General features: G+C 67.3%; 18 protein-coding genes, 2 tRNA genes and 1 pseudogene. 15 read left to right on the forward strand and 6 right to left on the reverse strand.

Features of this window, described 5'->3' with window-relative positions; translation table 11 throughout:
• Together BST14_RS16415 and gatB are read left to right on the forward strand one after the other, a co-directional pair.
• Positions 1-1,035 (forward strand): MinD/ParA family ATP-binding protein (locus BST14_RS16415; RefSeq protein WP_438502173.1); only part of this gene is annotated, 1,035 nt, incomplete at its 5' end.
• Positions 1,036-1,198: 163 nt separating this feature from the next.
• On the forward strand, positions 1,199-2,713 hold the full coding sequence (gene gatB, locus BST14_RS16420; RefSeq protein WP_083065407.1) for an Asp-tRNA(Asn)/Glu-tRNA(Gln) amidotransferase subunit GatB: 1,515 nt from the start codon (positions 1,199-1,201) through the stop codon (positions 2,711-2,713).
• An 87-nt stretch (positions 2,714-2,800) separates the two neighbouring features.
• Here gatB and BST14_RS16425 read toward each other — a convergent pair whose 3' ends face one another.
• Positions 2,801-3,931, reverse strand: coding sequence for a PQQ-dependent sugar dehydrogenase (locus BST14_RS16425; protein ID WP_083065431.1), 1,131 nt, complete (start codon positions 3,929-3,931; stop codon positions 2,801-2,803).
• 251 nt (positions 3,932-4,182) lie between these two features.
• Between BST14_RS16425 and BST14_RS16430 the strand changes: the two genes are divergently transcribed.
• Positions 4,183-5,043 carry a DoxX family protein gene (locus BST14_RS16430; protein WP_083065408.1) on the forward strand — a complete coding sequence of 287 codons (861 nt, stop codon included), beginning with the start codon at positions 4,183-4,185 and terminating at the stop codon, positions 5,041-5,043.
• Between the two features lie 9 nt (positions 5,044-5,052).
• Here BST14_RS16430 and BST14_RS16435 read toward each other — a convergent pair whose 3' ends face one another.
• Complete coding sequence (locus BST14_RS16435; RefSeq protein ID WP_083065432.1) at positions 5,053-5,391, reverse strand: PH domain-containing protein; 339 nt, start codon at positions 5,389-5,391, stop codon at positions 5,053-5,055.
• Positions 5,392-5,763: 372 nt separating this feature from the next.
• Here BST14_RS16435 and BST14_RS16440 point away from each other — a divergent pair, with 372 nt between their 5' ends.
• The 3 genes from BST14_RS16440 (at position 5,764) to ilvC (ending at position 9,201) form a co-directional block, all read left to right on the forward strand.
• Positions 5,764-7,632: an acetolactate synthase large subunit gene (locus tag BST14_RS16440; protein ID WP_083065409.1), complete on the forward strand. Its 1,869-nt coding sequence runs from the start codon at positions 5,764-5,766 to the stop codon at positions 7,630-7,632.
• Positions 7,632-8,138, forward strand: a complete 507-nt coding sequence (ilvN, locus tag BST14_RS16445) for an acetolactate synthase small subunit (protein WP_083065410.1) — start codon at positions 7,632-7,634, stop codon at positions 8,136-8,138. Before BST14_RS16440 ends, ilvN begins: the two co-directional genes overlap by 1 nt.
• Before the next feature lie 61 nt (positions 8,139-8,199).
• Positions 8,200-9,201, forward strand: a complete 1,002-nt coding sequence (ilvC, locus tag BST14_RS16450) for a ketol-acid reductoisomerase (protein ID WP_083065411.1) — start codon at positions 8,200-8,202, stop codon at positions 9,199-9,201.
• A 122-nt stretch (positions 9,202-9,323) separates the two neighbouring features.
• On the opposite strand, the gene BST14_RS16455 is transcribed toward ilvC, so the two are convergent.
• Positions 9,324-10,775, reverse strand: a complete 1,452-nt coding sequence (locus BST14_RS16455) for a phytoene desaturase family protein (RefSeq protein WP_083065412.1) — start codon at positions 10,773-10,775, stop codon at positions 9,324-9,326.
• Positions 10,776-10,804: 29 nt separating this feature from the next.
• On the opposite strand from BST14_RS16455, the gene serA reads away from it, so the two are divergent.
• The gene (serA, locus tag BST14_RS16460) at positions 10,805-12,391 is read left to right on the forward strand and encodes a phosphoglycerate dehydrogenase (RefSeq protein ID WP_083065413.1); all 1,587 of its coding nucleotides are present in this window, start codon (positions 10,805-10,807) and stop codon (positions 12,389-12,391) included.
• Positions 12,392-12,440: 49 nt separating this feature from the next.
• Complete coding sequence (locus BST14_RS31015) at positions 12,441-13,451, forward strand: 3-isopropylmalate dehydrogenase (protein ID WP_083065414.1); 1,011 nt, start codon at positions 12,441-12,443, stop codon at positions 13,449-13,451.
• Positions 13,452-13,584: 133 nt separating this feature from the next.
• On the opposite strand, the pseudogene BST14_RS16470 reads toward BST14_RS31015, so the two are convergent.
• Positions 13,585-14,655, reverse strand: a pseudogene (locus BST14_RS16470) (MFS transporter); the annotation flags it as partial.
• A 409-nt stretch (positions 14,656-15,064) separates the two neighbouring features.
• Here BST14_RS16470 and BST14_RS16485 point away from each other — a divergent pair.
• The 4 genes from BST14_RS16485 (at position 15,065) to BST14_RS16500 (ending at position 17,736) form a co-directional block, all read left to right on the forward strand.
• Positions 15,065-15,871: a fumarylacetoacetate hydrolase family protein gene (locus tag BST14_RS16485; protein ID WP_083065415.1), complete on the forward strand. Its 807-nt coding sequence runs from the start codon at positions 15,065-15,067 to the stop codon at positions 15,869-15,871.
• Positions 15,868-17,358, forward strand: coding sequence for a glutamate--tRNA ligase (gene gltX, locus BST14_RS16490; RefSeq protein WP_211280736.1), 1,491 nt, complete (start codon positions 15,868-15,870; stop codon positions 17,356-17,358). The genes BST14_RS16485 and gltX overlap by 4 nt, the downstream gene beginning before the upstream one ends.
• Positions 17,359-17,507: 149 nt before the next feature.
• A tRNA-Gln gene (locus tag BST14_RS16495) sits at positions 17,508-17,579 on the forward strand.
• An 84-nt stretch (positions 17,580-17,663) separates the two neighbouring features.
• Positions 17,664-17,736, forward strand: a tRNA-Glu gene (locus BST14_RS16500).
• Between the two features lie 12 nt (positions 17,737-17,748).
• Here the strand turns inward: BST14_RS16500 and BST14_RS16505 are convergent.
• The gene (locus BST14_RS16505) at positions 17,749-18,261 is read right to left on the reverse strand and encodes a pyridoxamine 5'-phosphate oxidase family protein (RefSeq protein ID WP_083065416.1); all 513 of its coding nucleotides are present in this window, start codon (positions 18,259-18,261) and stop codon (positions 17,749-17,751) included.
• A 47-nt stretch (positions 18,262-18,308) separates the two neighbouring features.
• Positions 18,309-19,010, reverse strand: a complete 702-nt coding sequence (locus tag BST14_RS16510) for an IclR family transcriptional regulator (RefSeq protein ID WP_083065417.1) — start codon at positions 19,008-19,010, stop codon at positions 18,309-18,311.
• Positions 19,011-19,095: 85 nt separating this feature from the next.
• On the opposite strand from BST14_RS16510, the gene leuC reads away from it, so the two are divergent.
• From leuC to BST14_RS16525, 3 genes are all read left to right on the forward strand, one after another.
• Positions 19,096-20,535 (forward strand): 3-isopropylmalate dehydratase large subunit, encoded by a 1,440-nt coding sequence (gene leuC / locus BST14_RS16515; RefSeq protein ID WP_083065418.1) that lies wholly within the window; start codon positions 19,096-19,098, stop codon positions 20,533-20,535.
• A gap of 26 nt (positions 20,536-20,561) precedes the next feature.
• Positions 20,562-21,158 (forward strand): 3-isopropylmalate dehydratase small subunit, encoded by a 597-nt coding sequence (gene leuD, locus BST14_RS16520; RefSeq protein ID WP_083065434.1) that lies wholly within the window; start codon positions 20,562-20,564, stop codon positions 21,156-21,158.
• A 211-nt stretch (positions 21,159-21,369) separates the two neighbouring features.
• On the forward strand, positions 21,370-22,008 hold the full coding sequence (locus BST14_RS16525) for an HU family DNA-binding protein (protein ID WP_083065419.1): 639 nt from the start codon (positions 21,370-21,372) through the stop codon (positions 22,006-22,008).
• The last annotated feature ends 124 nt before the right edge of the window (positions 22,009-22,132 follow it).

Genomic DNA, 22,132 nt, shown 5'->3' on the forward strand with positions numbered 1-22,132 from the left:
GTGCCACAGGCCCGCGGACCCCATCGCCCCCCGAGCGGGCCGCCCCAACCGTCACCCGTGCAGCCACCGCCCCGGCCGTCGTCGGCGCGCCCCGAACCGATGCTGGGGGCGACGGCGCTGGACCGCTTCGACATACCCGACACCGGCGCCAACAGGTTCAACTGGCGACAGCTTCTGCACCGCGTGACCGGCATCGAGCTTGGCCCGGGCAAGGACACGGCGTATGAGAACGAGCTGCGGCAGCGCATCCGCGCAACCGTCGGCGGCGCGTTCCCGATCGCCGTGCTCAACCTCAAGGGTGGGGTCGGTAAGACCACGGTGGTGGAGGCGCTGGGGTCGACGTTCGCGGCGGTGCGCGGCGACCGGGTGCTTGCCCTCGACATCGACGCCGGAGACCTGGCGGAACGCCACGGCCAGCGCAATTCGCACAGCATCGCCGACCTGCTGCACGGCAAACCGGCGCCGCAGTACGAGGACATCCGCGCGCTGACCTACATGAACGGCTTCGGCCTGGAAGTGCTCGGGCTGCCGGACAGCGACTGGCGCCTGGAGCGCCACGACATGCTGCGGGCCTTCTCGATGCTGCGAAACCAGTATTCGCTGGTGTTGGTCGACTGTGTGAAAACGCTCAATTCCGCTGTGATGGACGCTGTTCTGCCGGAATCGCGTGCGCTGGTGGTGGTCACCAGTCTCGCCATCGACGCGGTACGCAAAACCCGAGCGACGCTGGAGTGGTTGTGCCACAACGGGTATCAATCCTTGATGCAGTGGACGGTACTGGCCGTCAACCACGTCGAGCCCGCCAAGGCCGACGGCGTGGCCGTCACCGAACTCGACCGACTGTCCGCCCGCGTCGGTGCCACGGTGGAGCTACCGTTCGATCGCCACGTGCACGATGGACGAAAGATCGCGCTGGACCGGCTGAGCAAGGAGAGCCGGCGCAGTTACCTGCAGATGGCGGCCCTGCTGGCCGAAATGTTCCCCGGCAGGGGAGGGGAGCGCGCTCGCGATCACCACTGGGCCGATCGGTGGTGACCCGCTTCGCCCGGCTCCGCTGCGCTCGCGATCACCACTGGGCCGATCGGTGGTGACCCGCTTCGCCCGGCTCCGCCGCGCTCGCGATCACCACTAGGCCGATCGGTGGTGACCCGCTTCGCCCGGCTCCGCCGCGCTCGCGATCACCACTAGGATTGAGCGCATGAGTGTTGCCGCCAGCGCCGACCTGATGGATTTCGACGACGCCATCGCGCGTTTCGATCCGGTACTCGGCCTTGAGGTGCATGTGGAACTGTCCACCGTCACCAAGATGTTCTGTGGGTGCACCACCGCATTCGGCGCCGAACCCAACACCCAGGTGTGCCCGGTGTGCCTCGGCCTGCCCGGCTCGCTGCCCGTGCTCAATCAGACCGCGGTAGAGTCGGCCATTCGCATCGGGCTGGCGCTGAACTGCGAGATCGCGCCGTGGTGCCGCTTCGCCCGGAAGAACTACTTTTACCCGGACCAGCCGAAGAACTATCAGATTTCGCAATACGACGAGCCGATCGCCATCAACGGCTACCTGAACGCGCCGCTGGAGGACGGCACCACCTGGCGGGTCGAGATCGAGCGCGCGCACATGGAGGAAGACACCGGCAAGCTCACCCACATCGGCAGTGAGACGGGCCGCATCCACGGCGCGACCACGTCGCTGATCGACTACAACCGCGCCGGTGTGCCGCTGATCGAAATCGTCACCAAGCCCATCGAGGGCGCCGGAGCCCGCGCACCGCAGATCGCCCGCGCCTACGTGACGGCGTTGCGAGACCTGTTGCGCGCCTTAGGCGTATCCGACGTCCGCATGGACCAGGGCTCCATGCGTTGTGACGCCAATGTGTCGCTAAAACCCAGCGGTGCGACCGAGTTCGGCACTCGCACCGAGACCAAGAACGTCAACTCGCTGAAAAGCGTCGAGGTGGCCGTGCGCTACGAAATGCAGCGCCAGGCCGCCGTTCTGGCCTCCGGCGGTCGAATCATCCAGGAAACCAGGCACTTTCACGAGGCCGGCGGCTACACGAGCCCGGGCCGCACCAAGGAAACAGCCGAGGACTACCGGTATTTCCCCGAGCCGGACCTGGAGCCCGTCGCGCCCAGCCGCGAACTGGTCGAGCAGCTGCGCGCGACCATCCCCGAGCTGCCGTGGTTGAGCCGCAAGCGCATTCAGGACGAGTGGGGCATCTCCGACGAGGTGATGCGCGACCTGGTCAACGCCGGGGCGATCGAATTGGTCACCGCGACCATCGCGCACGGCGCCTCCAGCGAGCAGGCCCGCGCCTGGTGGGGAAATTTCCTGATGCAGAAGGCCAACGAGGCCAACGTGGCGCTGGACGAGCTGGCCATCACGCCCGCCCAGGTCGCCGCCGTCGTGGCGCTGGTCGACGAGGGCAAGCTGTCCACAAAGTTGGCCCGTCAGGTCGTCGAGGGCGTGCTGGCCGGGGAGGGCGAGCCCGAAGAGGTGATGACCGCTCGCGGTCTGGCGCTGGTGCGCGACGACTCGGTGACCCAGGCCGCCGTCGACGAGGCGCTGGCCGCCAATCCCGATGTGGCAGAAAAGATTCGCGGGGGCAAGGTGGCAGCGGCCGGCGCGATAGTCGGCGCGGTGATGAAGGCCACCCGCGGCCAGGCCGACGCCGCGCGGGTGCGTGAATTGGTGTTGGCCGCCTGCGGCCAGGGCTAGCCGCCCGCAGCTGCCGACTGTGCTTTCCACGACGCGGCACGCCGATACGGCGTCGTGGATATCACTGCGGCCCGATCACGCCAGCCGTTAGCTCTTGTCGTCGCTGTTGCGCGGGAATCCGCCGCCCTGCGGGAAGAGCGGGAACACCACGTCGTCCAATTTCTCGGCATCCCCGGCCGTCTTGTTGACGGTTGCGCCCCAGACGTTTCCATCCGGCGACATGCGCAGCGCCCAGGCGTGGGCGTGGGTGTCCTTGCGGACGACGTCGGGTTCACCGGTGACCGCTCCGGTGGTCGGCGCCAACCGCACCGCGACCGTCAGCTTCGTGTTGATCAGGTTGACCAGCACCGTCCCGTCCATCGCCGCGCAGCCGGCCACCCCGGGCTTGTCCGGCCAGGTCCACACCGTGGAGACGTCGGACGTTTTGGTGATGCGCTGCAACCGATCCGCCGTGGGGGTGCGGTCGGCGACATACAGCGAACCGTCGACCGGGTCGGTGCACAGGCCGCCGCCGGCACCCACGCCGGACAGCGCCGTCGTGGGCGGCGCCTGACCCACGGTGGTGGGTTGCTCGATCCGCAGCACCTTGCCGGCGAGCGACTTGGGGTCGGCCGCCAGCGCCGGGTTGCCCGCGTCGCCGGTCATCACCACGAGCGTGGTGGGGCTGGTGAAGATCAACGCCCCGGTGTTTCCGCTGGCGCCCTTGGGGATCCCGGTCAGGATGTCCTTGGGGATGTCACCGTCGGCCACCCGGATCACCCGATTATCGGTGGGCGTGCTGATGTAGGCGTACATCAGCCGGTCTTGCTGATAAGTGGGTGACATCACGATGTCCATCAGGCCGCCGTCGCCGGACGGGTCCACCGGGATCACCGTCTTCACTTTGGGCTCGGCGTTGACCGAGATCTCCTTGACCGCGCCCGTGGTGCGCTCGGCGACCAGCGCCGTCTTGCTGTCCGGGCCCATGATCAGGCCACTGGTGCTCTCCAGGCAGCCCTGCATCACGCCAGGGGCGGGGCACGCCTTGGGGAACGGCGTGGGCGGCAGCGGCGGCGGCGGGGGTGGCGTCGAGCTGGGTTGCGGCTTGAGCTCGGGGGCGGTGGTGAACGGCTGTGACTGAGCGTCGTTGAAGCGCGCGCACCCGCTCATCACCAGCACGAGGGCGCACAGCGCGGCGAACCCGCGCCGAACCGACCGCCCCGCTCGCCCTAGTCGCATGACCGTCAGGCTACGGACAGTGCCCGCGGCGCCGCCACACACGTCCCTCGTGCCGCCGCCGAAGCCCCGATTGGGGCCGCCCGCGCGCCACCCCCGGCCCACCGGGCGATCTCCCGCTGCGGGCCGCGAAACGAGCCCGGAAGGCAATTTCGAGCCGATCCGGGCCGGTTTGGCGGGCAAACCACCGATTGCCAGGCGAAAGCGCCGCTCAAATCCCCAATTCAGGGCGGAATGCCCTTACCCTGACACCCGTGACCAGTCAACCGAATGACGCACATTGGCAACGCCCCGGCGAATCCCCGGAGCCAACCCCGGGACGCCCCGCATCGGCGCGGCTGGTCGATCCCGAAGATGATCTGACGCCGGTCGGCTACCCCGGCGACTTCAACCCGTCCACCGGAACCACCACCGTCATTCCGTACGGCGGCGCCGCGGCGGTCGCCGGCTCCGGAGCCGGGGGTTACAACCTGCTGGAACAGCAGGAGCCCCTGCCCTACGTCGAGCCGCATTCGGCGGCCCGGCATGCGGCTTCCGAGAGCGCCGACCTTGACGACGACGAACACCACGACCGACTGCACGATCTCGGCCGGCGCGGAACGCAGCATCTCGGTTTGCTGCTGCTGCGCGTCGGGCTGGGCGTGGTGCTCGGCGCTCACGGGCTGCAGAAGCTGTTTGGCTGGTGGGGCGGCTCGGGCGTGACGGGCTTCAAGAACTCACTGTCCGATGTCGGCTACCAGCACGCCGACATCCTCGCCTACGTGAGCGCCGGCGGGGAGGCCGTGGCGGGTGTGCTGCTGATACTGGGCCTGTTCACGCCAGTAGCCGCGGCGGGCGCGTTGGCATTCTTGATCAACGGCCTGCTGGCCAGCGTCTCGGTGCGGCCGCACACCCGCAACTTCTCGTTCTTCCTGCCCGAGGGCCACGAATACCAGCTCACTCTGATCGTCCTCGCCGCCGCGGTGGTCTTGTGCGGACCCGGCCGCTACGGCCTGGACGCGCGCCGCGGTTGGGCCCATCGGCCCTTCATCGGCTCCTTTGTAGCGTTGCTGGCCGGCATCGCCGCCGGCGTCGGCGTGTGGGTGGCGCTCAACGGCGTGAACCCGATCGGCTGACCAGCTGATTCATTGGTAGGGGTTGGGGACCCGCCCGGCGCTGGCCTCGGTCAGCTGCGGCAGCGTGGAGAACGTGACCGCCGGCAACCGCAGCTCCTCGCCGCTCTTGAGGCGCGCGCGACCCCATGAACCGCGGTGGAAACGCAACCCGTCGATGTCGTCCCAGCGCACCTGCCGGCTGCCCAGCAGCGTCCGAACGGTCACGCCCCTGTCGTCGGCGGCGGTGCGTAACCGGACGATCAACGCCGACAGCAGTATCGGCAGGATCAGCAGCGGCAGGGACGGCGGCCAGAGCATCACCGGTATCAGCAACCCCAGGGTCAAGAACCCGACGGCCAGATGCGCCATGGGCGACACCCTGATCACGACGGGCGCTTGGGACGGGGTTTGGGGAGACGAACCACTAGCCACCCCGCCATCATTTCACCCCGCAGCCGGGGCTGGTGCCGCGTCCGTCCACCCGGCGCGGCGGCGGGCAACCCGCCTGGTGACGGGTCACGGATTTGACTGCTGAGCTGTGCGAAGGCTACCGTCGAACGCTATGGATACCGCCGGAAAGCCCGGAATGCTCGTAGTACTTGGTCGGCGCGTTGGCGGCTGACTTGCGTTTGAGCATTTGAAGCATTCCAGCCCCAACGCGCAACCCTCGTGCAGCAGATAGCTGTCGGGGGTTTTTTGTTGCCCCAGAGATTCCCCGAAATGAATAAGGACTGAACGACAGTGAGCGCTCCCATCAGGCAGCACGCCTCCGCGATATCGGACGCTGCCGACATCGCTACGGACGCGGCCAAGCCCGCCGCGAAGTCCATGGCCGGTAAGCCGAAACGCATTGGGCCCGAACAACTTACCGGCGCCCAATCGGTGATCCGTTCGCTGGAGGAACTCGGCGTAGAGGTCATCTTCGGCATTCCCGGCGGTGCGGTGCTGCCGGTCTATGACCCGCTGTTCGACTCGCAAAAGCTGCGTCACGTCCTAGTCCGCCACGAGCAGGGCGCCGGCCACGCCGCCAGCGGCTACGCGCACGCCACCGGCAAGGTCGGTGTCTGCATGGCAACGTCGGGCCCCGGCGCCACCAACCTGGTGACCCCGCTGGCCGACGCCCAGATGGACTCGATACCCGTCGTGGCCGTCACCGGCCAGGTCGGACGCTCGCTGATCGGCACCGACGCCTTCCAGGAAGCCGACATCTCGGGCATCACCATGCCGATCACCAAGCACAACTTCCTGGTCCGGTCGGGTAACGAGATCCCGCAGGTGCTGGCCGAGGCTTTCCACATCGCCTCCTCGGGGCGCCCCGGCGCGGTGCTGGTCGACATCCCCAAGGACGTCCTGCAGGGGCAGTGCACGTTCAGCTGGCCGCCGCGCCTGGACTTGCCGGGGTACAAGCCGAACACCAAACCGCACAGCCGGCAGATCCGTGAGGCCGCCAAGCTGATCGCGGCCGCCCGCAAGCCGGTGCTCTACGTGGGCGGCGGTGTCATTCGCGGTGAAGCGACCGAGCAGCTGCGCGAGCTGGCCGACCTGACCGGCATCCCCGTCGTGACTACGCTGATGGCGCGCGGCGCGTTCCCGGACAGCCACCCCCAGCACATGGGCATGCCCGGCATGCACGGCACCGTCGCCGCGGTGGCGGCCCTGCAGCGCAGCGACCTGCTGATCGCGCTAGGAACGCGCTTCGATGACCGGGTGACCGGGAAGCTGGACACCTTCGCCCCGGATGCCAAGGTCATTCACGCCGACATCGACCCCGCCGAGATCGGCAAGAACCGCCATGCCGACGTGCCGATCGTCGGCGACGTCAAGGCCGTCATCATCGAGCTGCTCGAGTTGCTGCGCCAGGACGGGATCCCCGCCAAGCTCGAGATCGCCGAGTGGTGGGCCTACCTGAACGAAGTTCAGTCCACCTATCCGCTGAGCTACGGGCCGCAGAGCGATGGCAGCCTCGGCCCGGAATACGTCATCGAAAAGCTCGGCCAGATCGCCGGTCCGGACGCCCTGTACGTCGCGGGTGTGGGGCAGCACCAGATGTGGGCGGCCCAGTTCATCTCCTATGAGAAGCCGCGCACCTGGCTGAACTCGGGCGGACTGGGCACCATGGGCTTCGCCATCCCGGCGGCCATGGGGGCCAAGATGGCGCGCCCGGAGGCCGAGGTGTGGGCCATCGACGGCGACGGCTGTTTCCAGATGACCAACCAGGAGCTGGCCACCTGTGCGATCGAAGGCGTGCCGATCAAGGTGGCGCTGATCAACAACGGCAACCTGGGCATGGTGCGCCAGTGGCAGACGCTGTTCTACGGGGAGCGCTACTCGCAGACCGATCTGGCTACGCATTCGCATCGCATCCCGGATTTCGTCAAATTGGCCGAGGCGCTGGGTTGCGTCGGATTGCGTTGCGAGCGTGAGGAAGACGTTGACGACGTGATCAATGCGGCGCGTGCGATCAACGACCGGCCGGTGGTGATCGATTTCATCGTCGGCGCCGACGCGCAGGTGTGGCCGATGGTGGCCGCCGGCACCAGCAACGACGAGATCCAGGCGGCACGCGGCATCCGCCCGCTGTTCGACGACGAGAGCGAAGGGCACGCCTGATGAGTGCGCAAACGCATACCCTGTCGGTGCTGGTCGAGGACAAACCCGGTGTGCTCGCCCGCGTGGCCGCGCTGTTCTCACGGCGCGGATTCAACATCGAATCGCTGGCGGTAGGTGCCACCGAGCAGAAGGACATGTCGCGGATGACGATCGTGGTCTCCGCCGAGGAGACCCCGCTCGAGCAGATCACCAAGCAGCTCAACAAGCTGATCAATGTCATCAAGATCGTCGAGCTCGACGACGACAACTCCGTGTCGCGGGAACTGGCGATGATCAAGGTCCGCGCCGACGCGGGCACCCGCAGTCAGGTCATCGAAGCGGTGAACCTGTTCCGCGCTAAGGTGATTGACGTTTCCACTGAGGCGCTGACGATCGAGGCGACGGGTGACCGCGGCAAGATCGAGGCGCTGCTGCGGATCCTGGAGCCGTTCGGCATCCGTGAAATCGTCCAATCGGGTGTGGTGTCGCTGGCTCGCGGTCCACGCGGAATCGGCACGGCCAGATAAGTTTCAGCGCAAACAAGAAGGAGATAGAGAAGTGGCTAACCCGTCTGGGCAGACATTGCCGATGTTCTACGACGACGATGCGGACCTGAGCATCATCCAGGGTCGCAAGGTCGGTGTCATCGGATACGGCAGCCAAGGACATGCACACTCATTGAGCCTGCGCGACTCCGGCGTGCAGGTGAAGGTGGGCCTCAAGGAGGGGTCGAAGTCGCGGGCCAAGGTCGAAGAGCAGGGCCTGGACGTCGACACCCCCGCCGAGGTCGCCAAGTGGGCGGACGTCATCATGCTGCTGGCGCCCGATACCGCACAGGCCGACATCTTCAAGAACGACATCGAACCCAACCTCAAGGATGGGGACGCCTTGTTCTTCGGACACGGCCTCAACATCCACTTCGATCTGATCAAGCCGCCGGCCAACGTCACCATCGCCATGGTGGCACCGAAGGGCCCGGGGCATCTGGTGCGCCGCCAGTTCGTCGACGGCAAGGGAGTGCCCTGCCTGATCGCGGTCGACCAGGACCCGACCGGCAAGGGCGAGGCGCTGGCGCTGTCCTACGCCAAGGCCATCGGCGGCACCCGGGCCGGCGTCATCAAGACCACCTTCAAGGACGAGACCGAGACCGACCTGTTCGGTGAGCAGGCCGTGTTGTGCGGTGGCACCGAGGAATTGGTGAAGACCGGGTTCGACGTGATGGTCGAGGCGGGTTATCCGCCGGAAATGGCGTACTTCGAGGTGCTGCACGAGCTCAAGCTGATCGTCGACCTGATGTACGAGGGCGGTATCGCCCGGATGAACTACTCGGTCTCCGACACCGCGGAATTCGGCGGCTACCTGTCCGGTCCGCGCGTCATCGACGCCGGCACCAAGGAGCGGATGCGAGAGATCCTGCGCGACATTCAAAGCGGCGAGTTCACCAAGAAGCTGGTCGCCAACGTCGAGGGCGGTAACAAGCAACTCGAGCAGTTGCGCAAGGAGAACGCCGAGCACCCCATCGAGGTCACGGGTAAGAAGCTGCGCGACCTGATGAGCTGGGTGGACCGGCCGATCACTGAGACGGCCTAGTCTTCCGCCGAGCAGACGCAAAAGTCCCCAATTTGTCCGCGTGTCGGGTACTTTTTGCGTCTGCTCGCGCTAAGAGGTGAGCCGAAGATGACCCGCCGAGTAGTAGATGATCGCGAGTTTCGTCACCGCGTCATCGTAGGCCGCAAATTTGGCATCGTGTCGATTCCAAATTCCCGCCGCAACAATGTGCGCGCCGCGTAGTAGCCGGCCATGCCGTGCACACCGCCGCCGGGCGGGGTGGCCGCAGAACACAGATACACCTTGGGAATCGGTGTGCGCCAAGGGTTTAACCGCGGTGTAGGCCCGGCGATCGCCCGCCAGGCGGAATTGCCGCCCATCCCGATGTCACCGCCCACGTAGTTCGCGTTGTGCTCGCACAACCGTGCGGCCGGCACCGCGCGCGCGGCCACCACCACATCGCGGAAGCCGGGTGCGAAGCGCTCGACCGCCGCGGTCACCGCTTCGGTCGCGTCGACGGTGGACCCCGACGGCACGTGGGCATAGGTCCACAACGGCCGTCGGCCGGCAACGTCGATGCGGCCGGGGTCGGCGACGTGCGGCGACGCCGCCAGCACCATGGGCCACTGCGCGTGGCGGCCGGCGGCGATGTCGGCCTCGGCGCGCGCCATCTGGGCTCGGCTGCCGCCGAGGTGCAGCGTCGGGGCCTGCCGCAGCCGCGAGTCCGACCACGGGATCTCGTCGCTCAGCACGAAGTCCACCTTCGCGACGCCGGGCCCAAACGTGTAGCGCCGCAAGGCTTTGGCGTAGCGGGCAGGCAGGGCGTCGCCGTAAATCCGCAGCAGCGCGGTCGGCGCGGTGTCGAAAGCGACCACAGAGCCGGGCGGCACCGGTGGAGAAGTGACTTCGGTGCTCACCGTGAGCTCGCCGCCGTGTGCGCGCAGGTCGGCGATCAGGGCGTCGGTGATCGCCTGGCTGCCGCCCACCGGAATCGGCCAGCCGACCGAATGCGCGAGGGTGGCCAGCATCATCCCGGCACCGGCCGCGGTCAGCGACGGCATCCGCGAAATGATATGGGCGGCAACGCCGGTGAACAGCGCGCGGGCGTCCTCGCCGGCCAACGATCCCCACGCCGGGGTCCCCTGGGCCAGCATCCGCAGGCCGAGCCGCAGCGCCGAGGGCAGCGAGTTCGGCATCGACCGTTTGTCGCCCAGCAGCAGGGCCACCACGTCGCCCGAACGCTCGACCAGCGGACCCAGCAGGCGCCTGAAGGACGCGCCGTGCTCGAGTTCGGCACAGGTGCGGTCCAGGTCGCGGTAGGCGATGGCCGCCGGACGCCCGGGCAGCGGGTTGGCGTAGGAGATCTCCGGCACCGCCAGCCGCACGCCGCGCCCGGGCAGGTCGAATTCGGCGAAGAACGGCGACGCCAGCGCCAGCGGGTGCACCGCCGAGCAGATGTCGTGCAGGACTCCGGCGAAATCTGGGTCGGCCGCGGTGCGTGAACCGCCGCCAAACGTCGGTTGAGCTTCGACGACCTGCACTTTCAGGCCGGCCCGGGCGCAGATTACGGCAGCCGTCAACCCGTTGGGTCCGCTGCCGACGATGGTGACGTCCACGCGTCAATTACAGCCGATAGGCTGGCCGGGTGAATCTGCCTGTTGTACTCATTGCCGACAAGCTCGCCGAATCAACCGTCGCCGCCCTCGGTGACCGGGTCGAGGTGCGTTGGGTAGACGGCCCCGACCGGGAGAAGCTGCTGGCGGCCGTGCCGGAGGCCGATGCGCTGCTGGTGCGGTCGGCCACCACGGTCGACGCCGAGGTGCTGGCCACAGCGCCCAAGTTGAAGATCGTCGCCCGGGCCGGGGTGGGCCTGGACAACGTCGATGTCGACGCCGCCACCGAGCGCGGTGTGCTGGTGGTCAATGCGCCGACGTCGAACATCCACAGCGCCGCCGAGCACGCGCTGGCGCTGTTGCTGTCCGCGGCCCGTCAGATCCCCGCGGCCGATGCCTCGCTGCGCGAGCACACCTGGAAGCGGTCGTCGTTCTCGGGCACCGAGATCTTCGGCAAGACGGTCGGCGTGGTGGGGCTGGGCCGGATCGGGCAGTTGGTCGCCCAGCGGCTCATCGCGTTCGGGACCCATCTGATCGCCTACGACCCCTACGTGTCGCCGGCGCGCGCCGCGCAGCTGGGCATCGAACTGCTGACGCTGGACGAGCTGCTGGGCCGCGCCGATTTCATCTCGGTGCACCTGCCGAAGACGCCCGAGACCGCGGGCCTGATCGACAAGGACGCGTTGGCCAAGACCAAGCCGGGGGTGATCATCGTCAACGCGGCCCGCGGTGGTCTGGTCGACGAAGCGGCGCTGGCCGACGCGGTGCGCAGCGGCCACGTGCGCGCGGCCGGTCTCGACGTCTTCTCCAAGGAACCCTGCACCGACAGCCCGCTGTTCGAACTGCCGCAGGTGGTGGTCACGCCGCATCTGGGGGCGTCGACCGAAGAGGCGCAAGACCGGGCCGGCACCGACGTCGCGGCGAGCGTGAAGCTTGCTCTGGCCGGGGAATTCGTCCCCGACGCGGTCAACGTTGGCGGCGGGGTGGTCAGTGAGGAGGTGGCGCCCTGGCTGGACCTGGTGCGCAAGCTCGGGGTGCTGGCCGCCACGCTGTCCGACGGCCCGCCGGTTTCGCTGTCGGTCCAGGTGCGCGGCGAGCTTGCCTCCGAAGATGTTGAGGTTCTTAAACTTTCGGCCCTGCGCGGGTTGTTCTCGGCCGTCGTCGAGGGACCGGTGACGTTCGTCAACGCACCGGCGCTGGCCGAAGAGCGCGGCATCACCGCCGAAATCGGCACTGCTTCGGAGAGCCCGAACCACCGCAGCGTGGTCGACGTGCGCGCTGTTGCGCCCGACGGCACCGCCGTCAACGTCGCGGGCACCCTGTCCGGGCCGCAGCTGGTGGAGAAGATCGTGCAGATCAACGGCCGCAACTTCGATCTGCGTGCCCGCGGTATCAACCTGGTGATCAACTATGTCGACAAGCCCGGCGCGCTGGGCAAGATCGGCACGCTGCTCGGTTCGGCCGGGGTGAACATCCAGGCCGCGCAACTTTCCGAGGACGCCGAGGGCCCGAGTGCGACGATCCTGCTGCGCCTGGACCGCGACGTGCCGGGCGAGCTGCGGGCCGAAATCGGCGCGGCCGTGGGCGCGAACAAGCTTGAGGTGGTTGATCTTTCGTGAAGCGCGCCGGCGACGATGCAGAGCGCAGCGATGAGGAGGAGTGGCGCCGATGAAGCTCGCCATCATCGAAGGTGACGGCATCGGCCCAGAGGTAACCGCCGAGGCCGTCAAGGTCCTCGACGCGGTGCTGCCCGGAGTGGACAAGACCAACTACGACCTGGGTGCGCGGCGATACCACGCCACCGGCGAGCTATTGCCGGACTCCGTCGTCGATGAGCTGCGCGCGCACGACGCCATCCTGCTCGGAGCCATCGGCGACCCCTCGGTACCCAGCGGCGTGCTGGAGCGAGGGTTGTTGCTGCGCCTGCGCTTCGAGCTGGACCATCACATTAACCTGCGTCCGGGCCGGCTGTACCCGGGCGTGAACAGCCCGCTGGCCGGCAACCCCGACATCGACTTCGTGGTGGTGCGCGAGGGAACCGAAGGTCCCTACACCGGCACCGGCGGCGCCATCCGCGTCGGAACGCCCAACGAAGTCGCCACCGAGGTAAGCCAGAACACGGCATTCGGTGTGCGCCGGGTGGTTGTCGACGCGTTCGAACGCGCGCAGCGCCGCCGAAAGCACTTGACACTGGTGCACAAAACCAACGTGCTGACCTTCGCCGGCAAGCTCTGGTCGCGCGTCGTGGCCGAGGTCGGCCGGGACTATCCCGACGTCGAGGTGGCCTACCAACACATCGACGCCGCGACCATCTTCATGGTCACCGACCCCGGTCGCTTCGACGTGATCGTCACCGACAACCTGTTCGGCGACATCATCACCGACCTGTCGGCGGCGGTGTGCGGCGGAATTGGCTTGGCCGCCAGCGGAAATATCGATGGCACCCGAACCAACCCGTCGATGTTCGAGCCCGTCCACGGCAGCGCGCCGGACATCGCCGGCCAGGGCATCGCCGATCCGACCGCTGCCATCATGTCGGTGGCGCTGCTGCTCGCCCATGTCGGCGAAGACGCTGCCGCCGCGCAAGTGGACCGGGCCGTGGCGTCCCATCTGGCCAGTCGCCCGAGCGGAAGGATATCCACCGCCGAAGTCGGCGAAAGGATTGCGTCCGGGCTCTAGTCTCCAAGCCGGGCGGCAGCAATCGCGTCGGCACCAACGGCATTGCCGCCAGCGGGAACAACGCGCACAGCATCCATGCCGGCGGATATTTCGCGGCCGAGATCAACGCGCCGAACAACGGGGGACCGGCGGCCGCCATCATCCGCTGGGTGGTGTTCTGGATGCCCAGGGCCCGACCGCTCCAATACGGCCCGGCGAATTCGGTGATGGCGGTGGCTTCCAGCCCGTTGTCGAGGACCGCGATCACCGAGATGGCGACCATCAGCACCGACTGCCACCGGGTGTCCATGTAATCGGCCCACGCCAGCAGCAGCAGAGTCAGCACGGCGGCGGACGCGATGTAGCGCACGGGCCGCATGCGCGAACCCAGCCGATCCGACCACCGGCCCACGGCCACCCGGCCGAGCGCGCCGAGCAGCTGCGAAAGAGTGACCAACCCGCCGGCGGCCGCGACCGACCAGTGCAAATTCCTGATCAGCCACACCAGCATGAACGTCACGGTGACCGTTTGCGGCATCATCATCAGGCCCGCCACCGCGTGAATTCGCCACAGCGTCAACGACCCTCGGTAGGGATTGGCCAGTTCCTGATCGCTGGCGCTGGCACGGGGTTTGCGCGGCGGGTCGACGATTCCGACCATGCTCACGATCGCCCCGAGCACGCACGCCAGCGCGGTAAACCGAAGGCCGGCCTGCGGCCCGTGTTGCGCAAGCTCGGGAATTACCAGCGCGCCCACGGCGATTCCCAGCGGCTGGGCGGTCTGGCGGATGCCCATTGCCAGCCCGCGCTGATGTGGCGGGAACCACGCGGACACCAGCCGCCCGCCGGCCGTGTTGCAACTGGCCGCGGCCATGCCACCGAGAAACAGATAGACGGCGATCAGCACCATCGAATGCGCCGACGCGGCGGCATAGGCCGCTATTGCGGTAAGCGCCGACCCGGTGGCCATCACGGCCCGCTCGCCGACCCGATCCAGCACGTAGCCCCAGAGCACCAGCGTGACCACCATGCCCCAGCTGGGCATCGAGGCCAGCAGGCCGGCTTCGTCGAGCCGGATCCCGCGCGCGCTTTGCAACGACGGGATGAGGAACGCGATGCCGTTGATGAAGAGGAACGAACTCGCCGTCGCCAGCAGCGAAACGATCATGATCGACCAGCGCGCGACCACGCCGATTTCGGGCGTCGCGGCGGGCTCGGTCTGCATTCCCCATGCTTGCACACCGGCGCGAAATTTAGGGGTAGGACTCCTGCCGTTGCCCGGTGACGGGCTCGATGGTGACGGCCCGCCACGCCCGGCCGCGCCGCGCTCGCGACCGTCACGGGGCTCGATGGTGACGGCCCGCCACGCCCGGCTGCGCCGCGCTCGCGACCGTCACGGGGCTCGATGGTGACGGCCCGCCACGCCCGGCTGCGCCGCGCTCGCGACCGTCACGGGGCTCGATGGTGACGGCCCGCCACGCCCGGCTGCGCCGCGCTCGCGACCGTCACGGGGCTCGATGGTGACGGCCCGCCACGCCCGGCTGCGCCGCGCTCGCGACCGTCACGGGGCACGATGGTGACGGCCCGCCACGCCCGGCTGCGCCGCGCTCGCGACCGTCACTAGGCTCAACCGAATGCGCCTTGGTCGAATCGCCAGCCCGGACGGTGTCGCCTTCGTCAGCATCGAGGGTGAACTCAACGACCCAGCCGAGATGATCGCGCGGGAGATCGCCGAACATCCGTTCGGCCAGCCCAACTTCACCGGCCGATCGTGGCCGCTGGCCGACGTGCGGCTGCTCGCTCCGATACTTGCCAGCAAGGTGGTGTGCATCGGAAAGAACTACGCCGATCACATCGCCGAGATGACGGCGATGACCGGCCCCGCGCCGGCGGATCCGGTGATATTCCTCAAACCCAACACCGCCCTCATCGGGGCCAACGCGCCGATTCGGTTGCCCGCCAGCGCTTCACCGGTGCACTTCGAGGGCGAACTGGCGGTGGTGATGGGTCGGCCCTGCAAGGACGTCTCGGCGGCCCAGGCCGCGGAGAACATCCTCGGCTACACCATTGGCAACGACGTGTCCGCGCGCGATCAACAAAAGTCCGATGGCCAGTGGACGCGGGCCAAGGGGCACGACACCTTCTGCCCGGTTGGGCCGTGGATCGTCACCGACCTCAAACCGCTGGACCCGGGCGATTTGGAATTGCGCACCGAGGTCAACGGCGAGGTCAAGCAGCACAGCCGTACCTCGCTGCTGATCCACGACATCGGATCCATCGTCGAGTGGATCTCAGCCGTGATGACCCTGCTGCCCGGCGACATCATCCTCACCGGGACGCCGGCCGGTGTCGGCCCTATCGAGGACGGCGACACCGTCTCGATCACCATCGAGGGCATCGGCACCCTCACCAATCCCGTGGTCCGCAAAGGAAAATCGTGACTGCACCCGCACAAGCGGACCTGGTCCGGGTTCGCTTCTGTCCCTCGCCCACCGGCACCCCGCACGTCGGAATGGTCCGCACGGCGCTGTTCAACTGGGCCTACGCCCGACACACCGGGGGCACCTTCGTCTTTCGCATCGAGGACACCGACGCGCAGCGCGACAGCGAGGAAAGCTATCTGGCGCTGCTCGACGCGCTGCGCTGGCTCGGCCTGGACTGGGACGAGGGGCCCGAGGTGGGCGGACCCTACGGTCCCTACCGCCAATCGCTGCGCAGTGAGATCTATCACGACGTGGTGGCCAAGCTGCTCGAAGCGGGTGAGGCCTACTACGCGTTTTCGACGCCGGAGGAGGTGGAGGCGCGCCATGTCGCCGCGGGCCGTAATCCCAAGCTGGGCTACGACAATTTCGACCGCCACCTGACCGATTCCCAGCGCGCCGCGTTCCTGGCGGAGGGCCGCAAACCGGTGGTGCGGCTGCGGATGCCCGATGAAGATCTCGCGTGGGACGACCTGGTGCGCGGGACCACCAGCTTCGCGGCCGGGTCCGTCCCCGATTTCGCGCTGACCCGCGCCAACGGAGATCCGTTGTACACCTTGGTCAACCCGTGCGACGACGCGCTGATGAAGATCACCCACGTGCTGCGCGGCGAGGACCTGCTGCCGTCGACCCCGCGCCAGCTGGCGCTGTATCAGGCACTGATTCGGATCGGCGTGGCCGAGCGCACCCCGCAGTTTGCCCATCTGCCAACGGTATTGGGCGAGGGAACAAAAAAACTTTCCAAGCGCGACCCGCAGTCCAACCTGTTCGCCCACCGCGACCGGGGTTTCATCCCCGAAGGCCTGCTCAACTATCTCGCGCTGCTGGGCTGGGCCATCGCCGACGACCACGACGTGTTCAGCCTCGAGGAGATGGTCGCGGCGTTCGATGTGGTCAACGTCAACTCCAATCCCGCCCGCTTCGATCAGAAGAAGGCCGACGCGCTCAACGCCGAGCACATCCGGCTTTTGACCGTCGACGACTTCACCGCCAGGCTGCGCGATTATTTCGTCCGCCACGGTCATCGCCTCGAACTGGACGATGCGGGCTTTGCCACCGCCGCCGCATTGGTGCAGACCCGGATCGTGGTGTTCGGCGACGCATGGGCCCTGCTGAAGTTCCTGAACGACGACGAGTACGCGATCGACCCCAAGGCGGCCGCCAAAGAGCTGGGACCCGACGGTGCCGCGGTCCTGGACGCGGCGCTGGCCGCCCTGGATGGCGTGGCGGACTGGACGGCGCCCCAGCTTGAGGCCGCGCTCAAGGCGGCCCTCATCGACGAACTGGGGCTCAAACCGCGCAAGGCGTTCGGTCCGATCAGGGTGGGTGCCACGGGAACGACGATCAGCCCGCCGTTGTTCGAATCGCTGGAGCTGCTCGGCCGCGACCGCAGCGTGGCGCGGCTGCGGGCGGCGCGGGAGACGGCCGGCCGGGACCCCGCGCCCTGAGCGACCGCGACCACGCGTGCGCAGTGCTCGGCCAACCTTTGGTAGTCTGCACTGCGGTTTACCGAAAGCCGACAACAGCTGGCGGCTGCGGACTCCAAAGAGCTTGGGAAGTCCGTAATCGACGCTGACCAGCGGTTTTAGGCAGCCAATGGGGTATGGTGTAATTGGCAACACAGCTGATTCTGGTTCAGCCATTCTAGGTTCGAGTCCTGGTACCCCAGCAAAACCCCCTCCGCTCCAAGCGATTAGGTGGGCTTAGCGGGGTGAGCTATGCTGGCACTCCGGATCGTCTCTGGATCGTTTATGGCCCCGTCGTCTAGCGGCCTAGGACGCCGCCCTCTCACGGCGGTAGCGTGGGTTCGAATCCCATCGGGGCTACAAATATCGCAGTTACTGGTCGGTCCCCAAAACCGCCGGTGCTGTCGATCCACCCACCGGCATGGCCGGCAGGCCGAGTTTGCGGTGATCCCATGAGCGAGCCCGCCGGGCCACGATGCGAACGCACACCCGCTTGTTCATCATCTGCTCGACAAACGGCTTCATCTCGTCGGTGTAGGGGCCGGTGTAGCGCTCCCAGACGCTGACCCCCACGCGGTGTGCGACGTCGGGATCGTCGACGATCTCGGCGACGCCCTCGAAGGACACGCCGCGCAGGGTGTCGTAGGTGTGGCCGTCCTCGATCAGGAAGCTCACCCGCGGATCGCGCTTGAGGTTGACGGCCTTCTGCGACTTGGCCTTGGTCTCCAGCCAGATCTCGCCGTCGACGACGGCGTACCACATGGCGGTCAGGTGAGGCTGGCCGTCGGCGCCGATGGTGGCCAGCGTGCCGGTGCGGCTGTTGACGACGAAATCGGCGATCTCGTCTTCGGACATGACGATGCTCGCGCGCTGATTGGTTCCCATGGCGGTCAGTCTGTCAGGCCGGGTGCCATCCGGTGTGCGCTGGTGGCTCAGAGGCGACGGGTGAGCGCATCGGCGGCGGACAGCAGATCGGCCGCCCACCGCGCCCCCGGGCGGCGGCCGATCCGGTCGATGGGTCCCGACACCGAGATGGCCGCGACGACGGCACCGCGGCTATCGCGCACTGGCGCCGACACACTCGCCACCCCCGGCTCGCGCTCGGCCACACTCTGGGCCCAGCCCCGCCGCCGCACTTCGGCCAGCGTTCGTTCGGTGAATTTCGCCGTCGCGAGCACCGCTTTCTGGGTGGCCGCGTCGCTATGGGCCAGTAGCACTTTGGCACCCGACCCGGCCGTCATCGGCAGTCGGGCCCCGACCGGAACCGTATCGCGAAGGCCGGCAGCGGGTTCCAGCGCGGCCACGCACACCCGGTCGGTGCCCTCGCGGCGGTACAGCTGCACGCTTTCGCCGGTGGTCTCGCGCAACAGCGGCAGCACCGCGGTACTGGCGGCCAGCAGCGGATCATTGACGTGGGCGGCGAGTTCGGTGACGGCCGGGCCGAGTAGCCAGCGTCCTTCGTCGTCGCGCGCGAGCAGGCGATGTACTTCGAGGGCGGCCGCCAGGCGGTATGCCGTCGCGCGGGGCAACGAGGTGCGCTCACACAGTTCCGCTAATCCACAGGGTGATTGGGAGACCGTGCGCAGGAGACCCACGGCTTTGTCCAGGACTCCGATACCGCTATGCTGTCTCATAGAAAGATACTAGCGTCTCGCATTCTGAGATAACAGCCCGATGATCGGCGAGCCGCTACCTGAGGCGAATTGAGGCGAGTTCGATATGGGAACCGACCAAGGACCGGCGGCGGCCACCACCAAACCGCGCACTTTGGCCGAAAAAGTTTGGGATGACCACGTGGTGGTGTCCGGTGGTGCCAGCGAGCCCGACGTGATCTACATCGATCTGCACCTGGTGCACGAAGTCACCAGCCCGCAGGCCTTCGACGGTCTACGCCTGGCCGGCCGGCCGGTCCGCCGTCCCGATTTGACGCTGGCGACTGAGGATCACAACGTCCCGACCATCGATATCGATAAACCGATTGCCGATCCGGTGTCGCGGACCCAGGTCGAGACATTGCGGCGAAATTGTGCCGAATTCGGTGTGCGGTTATACCCGATGGGCAACGTCGAGCAGGGCATCGTGCACGTGGTCGGGCCGCAGCTCGGCCTCACCCAGCCGGGAATGACGATTGTTTGTGGGGACAGTCACACCTCGACCCACGGCGCATTCGGCGCACTGGCCATGGGAATTGGCACCTCGGAGGTCGAGCATGTGCTGGCGACCCAGACGTTGCCGCTACGGCCGTTCAAGACGATGGCGGTCAATGTCGAGGGGCAGCTGCCCGCCGGCGTGACGGCCAAGGACATCATTTTGGCCCTGATCGCCAAGATCGGTACCGGCGGCGGCCAGGGGCATGTCATCGAATATCGCGGCAGCGCCATCGAATCGCTGTCGATGGAGGGCCGGATGACCGTCTGCAATATGAGCATCGAAGCCGGTGCGCGGGCGGGAATGGTGGCTCCGGACAAAACCACCTTCGATTTTCTGCGCGACCGCCCGCACGCCCCGCAAGGGGCGCAATGGGATGCGGCGATGCGCTATTGGCAGCAGCTGCACACCGACCCCGGTGCGCAATTCGACACCGAGGTCTACCTCGACGCCGCCTCGCTGAGCCCGTTCGTGACGTGGGGGACGAACCCCGGCCAGGGCGTGCCGCTGGCCGACGCGGTGCCGGATCCCGAACTGATGAACGACGACGGACAGCGCCAGGCGGCTGAGAAAGCGTTGGCATATATGGACCTTCGACCCGGCACGCCGATGCGCGACATCGCCGTCGACACGGTCTTCGTAGGCTCTTGTACAAACGGTCGTATCGAAGACTTGCGGGTCGTCGCCGATGTGCTGCGCGGTCGCAAAATCGCGCCAGGCGTGCGGATGCTCGTCGTGCCGGGGTCGATGCGGGTGCGTGCACAGGCCGAAGCGGAAGGGTTGGGCGAGGTTTTCACCGCTGCCGGCGCGCAATGGCGCCAAGCCGGCTGCTCGATGTGCCTGGGGATGAATCCCGATCAGCTTGCGCCGGGGGAGCGGTGCGCGGCGACGTCCAACCGCAACTTCGAAGGGCGCCAGGGTAAAGGCGGTCGCACCCACTTGGTGTCTCCGGCCGTTGCCGCCGCGACAGCGGTTCGCGGCACATTGTCTGCTCCCGCCGATTTGAGCTGACATATTCGACTGCGAAGGGAATGAGCATGGAAGCTTTTCACACCCACACCGGTATCGGTGTGCCGCTGCGGCGCTCCAATGTCGACACCGATCAGATCATTCCGGCGGTGTATTTGAAGCGCGTCACCCGAACCGGTTTCGAGGACGGCCTGTTCGCCAGCTGGCGGTCGGATCCGTCTTTCGTGCTAAACCTCAGCCCCTTTGACCGGGGGTCAGTGCTAGTGGCCGGACCCGATTTCGGGACGGGGTCCTCGCGCGAGCACGCGGTGTGGGCGCTGATGGACTACGGATTCCGGGTGGTCATCTCGTCTCGATTCGGTGACATTTTCCGCGGCAACGCCGGCAAGGCCGGGCTGCTGGCGGCCGAAGTTTCCCAGGACGGTGTGGAGCTGCTCTGGAAGCTCATAGAGCAGAGCCCGGGGTTGGAAATCACTGTCAATCTTCAAGATCGAAATATCACCGCGGGAACGACGGTGCTGCCGTTCAAGATTGACGACCACACCGCTTGGCGATTGCTCGAAGGACTTGACGATATAGCCCTTACGCTGCGGAAACTCGACAAGATCGAGTCTTTCGAGATGGCCTACCCGGACTGGAAACCGCGCACCGCGCCCACCTCGTGAGCGGTCGGCTGCGGCCGATTTTCTGCTTGATCGGCTAACTAAACCGAGCCGATTTTTAAGGCCCTCCACCGATCAAGGGCGGCAACCGGATTGCGAAACCGCCGCACGCGTTGGGTTGAAATTGCGCGTGGCTCTTGGAAATTTGCTGGGTGAGGGTTTACCGTGTCCACTAGTCGGTTCAAATCGAGGACCACTAGTGTCGGAGGGATTGATGAACAAGGCAGAGCTCATTGATGTGCTCACAACTAAATTGAACACGGACCGTCGACAGGCGACCGCTGCGGTCGAGAACGTTGTCGACACCATTGTGCGTGCGGTACACAAGGGCGACAGCGTCACCATCACCGGGTTCGGCGTTTTCGAGCAGCGGCGCCGCGCAGCGCGGGTGGCCCGCAACCCGCGGACGGGTGAGACGGTGAAGGTGAAGCCGACGTCCGTCCCGGCGTTCCGCCCCGGTGCCCAATTCAAAGCGGTTGTGTCTGGCGCACAGCGCCTCCCGTCGGAGGGCCCGGCCGTCAAGCGCGGTGTGGTGGCCGGTGGTGGCGCGGCCAAGAAGACCGCCGCGAAGAAGGCTCCCGCCAAAAAGGCTGCGGCCAAGAAGGCTGCGGCCAAGAAGGCTGCGGCCAAGAAGGCTCCGGCCCGCAAGGCCGCGACCAAGGCTCCCGCCAAGAAGGCGGCGACCAAGGCTCCGGCGCGCAAGGCGGCGAGCAAGGCCCCGGCCAAGAAGGCCGCGAGCAAGGCTCCTGCCAAGAAGGCCGCGAGCAAGGCTCCTGCCAAGAAGGCCGCGAGCAAGGCTCCGGCCAAGAAGGCCGCGGCCAAGAAGACGACCGCGCGCCGCGGTCGCAAGTAAGCGAAGTCAAAATCTAGACACGAGTACCCTTCGGGCGGCAGCGGTGCCCCCGAAGGGTATTCGTGCGCTTAGCTGCGGGCCGCCGCCGTCAGACCAGCGGCGGTCGCAAGCGCGGCGAAGCCGG

It is taken from the genome of Mycobacterium arosiense ATCC BAA-1401 = DSM 45069, assembly GCF_002086125.1.
GTDB classification, from domain to species: Bacteria; Actinomycetota; Actinomycetes; order Mycobacteriales; family Mycobacteriaceae; genus Mycobacterium; species Mycobacterium arosiense.